The 2,810-nt window shown below is 42.7% G+C and carries 4 protein-coding genes; all 4 read right to left on the minus strand.

What is annotated here, in order from left to right; translation table 11 throughout:
* The coding region (locus VFM80_RS11445) for a carboxypeptidase-like regulatory domain-containing protein (RefSeq protein ID WP_395071963.1) at nt 1-540 on the minus strand (540 nt) is incomplete at its 3' end.
* A 172-nt stretch (nt 541-712) separates the two neighbouring features.
* A complete protein-coding gene (locus tag VFM80_RS11450; protein ID WP_395071964.1) occupies nt 713-1,588 on the minus strand; it encodes an alpha/beta hydrolase family protein in 876 nt (291 codons plus the stop codon).
* An 11-nt stretch (nt 1,589-1,599) separates the two neighbouring features.
* On the minus strand, nt 1,600-2,427 hold the full coding sequence (locus tag VFM80_RS11455; RefSeq protein WP_395071965.1) for a pseudouridine synthase: 828 nt from the start codon (nt 2,425-2,427) through the stop codon (nt 1,600-1,602).
* A partial coding sequence (gene scpB / locus VFM80_RS11460) for an SMC-Scp complex subunit ScpB (RefSeq protein ID WP_395071966.1) occupies nt 2,424-2,810 on the minus strand: 387 nt, incomplete at its 5' end. The genes VFM80_RS11455 and scpB, both read right to left, overlap by 4 nt.

Genomic DNA, 2,810 nt, shown 5'->3' on the forward strand with positions numbered 1-2,810 from the left:
TGCAGAAACGGATGATGTACCGCGTACTCGAATGTTCATACCCTGTCCAAGCTTACCATTACTTTTTTGAATAAACACACCTGAGGCTCTACCCTGAAGTGCAGATTCAAAACTGTTTACAGGCACAGCGGAAAGCTCTTCACTGCCAACACTAGCAATATTGCCGGTCATGTCTTCCCGAACAATAGATCCAAAACCAACAACAACTACTTCATCCAATAGCTGAGTATCTGTTGAAAGTTCTATATCAATGGTTTGGCGACCGTTTACGGCGACTTCCTGTCGGACAAAACCTATACCTGAAAATACAAGTGTTCCGTTCTCAAATTCATCGCTCGTTAGTTCTAGTTCATACTCACCGTCCAGATTTGTGGCAGTACCTTTATTGGTGCCCTCCAGCAAAACGGTAATACTTGGTAATGGTTCATTGTCTTCAGCAGAAACTACAACACCAGAAACTGTTTGTGCATGTAGCGTTCCAACCGAAACAAATAGCAGCAACATAAAGCAACTGCTAAGTTGTAGTAGCTTTTTCATCATAACTTTTGATTTATTTGGGTTAGTGTAAGTACCCAGAACAATACTCTTATTTTTGACGAAATAAAAAATTTTTCTGCAAAAGAAGTGCTTGCAACCTCTCAAATACATGTTTTTATCCCCATTTATGAAAAGGAGTAACTCTAAGTTTGAACGATTATCAGGATAAGATCAGTTATTTCATAAACTCAACAAACCAGCCTTCAGTCCAGTCTAAAACTTCCGCAAAAGGCTTTGGGAAATCCTGATCTTCGAATGGATGGGCTGCGCCATAGGTATGAGTTCCGTTTGCTACCAGTCGGAGTTCTTTTTCGCGGGCTTCACAGGCAATATGTAGTTTTTCAGAATCGGTATAGGGCACAGATTCGTCATCACGGCCATGAATAAACAAGGTGGGTATGCGAAGTTCTTTAACACGCTCCATGGCAATTACGCGATCTGCATTGTTTATGGAATCTTCATAGACAACTTTTCCGACCTTCATCTTTTGGCCGGTCCTGCTGTTCTCAATTTCGGTAAAGCCCTGCTTTTCCCAATCTTTTTTCATTTCATCGGTCCAGCGCTCCCGGTAATCTGCCACCGCTGACCATGTTACCAAACACTGAATAGGATCATATTCAACAGCGGCTGCTATAGCCGTATGCCCGCCACGAGAGTGCCCAATCAACCCTATTACGTCTGTATTTAAACTGGAATGCTTATCTGTGATCTCACCTTTCTGAAGAGCATCTATTACCGTACCAATATCATCCAGATCCTGAGAAAAGGTCTCCCGTTCAAACAGCTCCATTTCTGTGAATTCTGTTTTGTCTTCCCCTATTCCGTTTAAGGAAAAGTTCATGGAAACCACACCATACCCCGCTCTTGCCATTTCTTCGCATACATCAGGGAAAGGCCCCCAGTCCTTAAATCCTTTGAAACCATGCAGAAATATAATGACAGGAAAGCTGAGTGAATTTCTTGAAATAGGTGAATAAAGGTCATAACGAATGGGCAACCCTTCGGTCGATTCTACTTGTCCTGATGATATCGAAATACTGCTTACTTCCATGGAATAATTATTTATTTGCTCTTATTAAAATCTAGTGTCTCAAGTTTAACCAATTTCCGGAGGTTATTAATTTCATTTTGTCTGAGAAACCTCCAGCGGCCCATTGGAACATCTTTTAAAGTAAGGCCTGCATATTCAATACGCTTTAACTTGGTTACTTCTGTTCCATGAAATTGCACCATGCGTCTGATCAAATGATTCCGGCCTTCAAAAACAGACATCTCAAAAGTGTAGGGATCATCTACAAATTGGACAATATTATATCCCTTCGCAATACCGTCTTCCAGCTCTACTCCTTCCAGAAATTGTTCCAACTGTGCTTCCGTAAGTGAATCCTTGGTTCCAACCTGGTAGGTTTTACGAACGCTGTAGCTTGGATGCATGAGTCTGTGCGCAAGGTCTCCATCATTCGTTAACACCAAAAGGCCGGTTGTGTTCCTGTCCAGTCGACCCACGGGATATACGCGATATCCTGTCGCATCTTCGATCAGATCCATCACCGTGGTCCGATCTTTTTCATCGTCCGTTGTAGTAATTACATCTTTGGATTTGTGAAGCAATAAATAAACGAATGGCTCCAGGCTGAGATTCTGTCCGTCAACCACCACGCTGTCTTTTCGACGAACTTTCGTTCCCAATTCCGTAGTCACCTGACCGTTCACCTGTACTTTTCCTGCTGAGATATAAGTATCGGCTTCCCGGCGAGAACAAAAACCTGCATGCGCAATGAATTTATTCAGCCTGATCTCTTCTTCCTGTGAATAGTTTTGATCTACTTTAGCTGCTTTTTTATCGTCTGCCTTATTTTTTGGCCTTCTCTTTCCTTTATTGTTACTCATTCTTCCTCGTCAATTTCATCTAAATTATCTTGTCCATTTTCGGGATGATTTTCATCCCCCTCATTATTCTCAGAGGCCTTTTTCTTCTCTTCAAATTCATCGAATATTTCCCGGGCTTTTTCTTCAGGAGATACTTCTTCCTCATCTTCTGCATCCATGTCATCCATCATCAGCTGTCGCTCCATAAGTAACTGCCGGTGTTCAGCCATATCATCATCTTTCAGGATCTCATCGATCTCGCGCGGTTTAGGAAGCTCATCCACAGAGTTAATACCGAAGTGGGTTAGGAAATGCTTGGTAGTTCGATAAAGCAAGGGCTTCCCGGGGCTGTCGGCCCGTCCGGAAACTTCGATCAAAGCCTTCTCCATCAACTGCCGGAGGAT

Origin of the sequence: Gracilimonas sp. (assembly GCF_035704785.1) — a bacterium.
Classification (GTDB): domain Bacteria; phylum Bacteroidota; class Rhodothermia; order Balneolales; family Balneolaceae; genus Gracilimonas.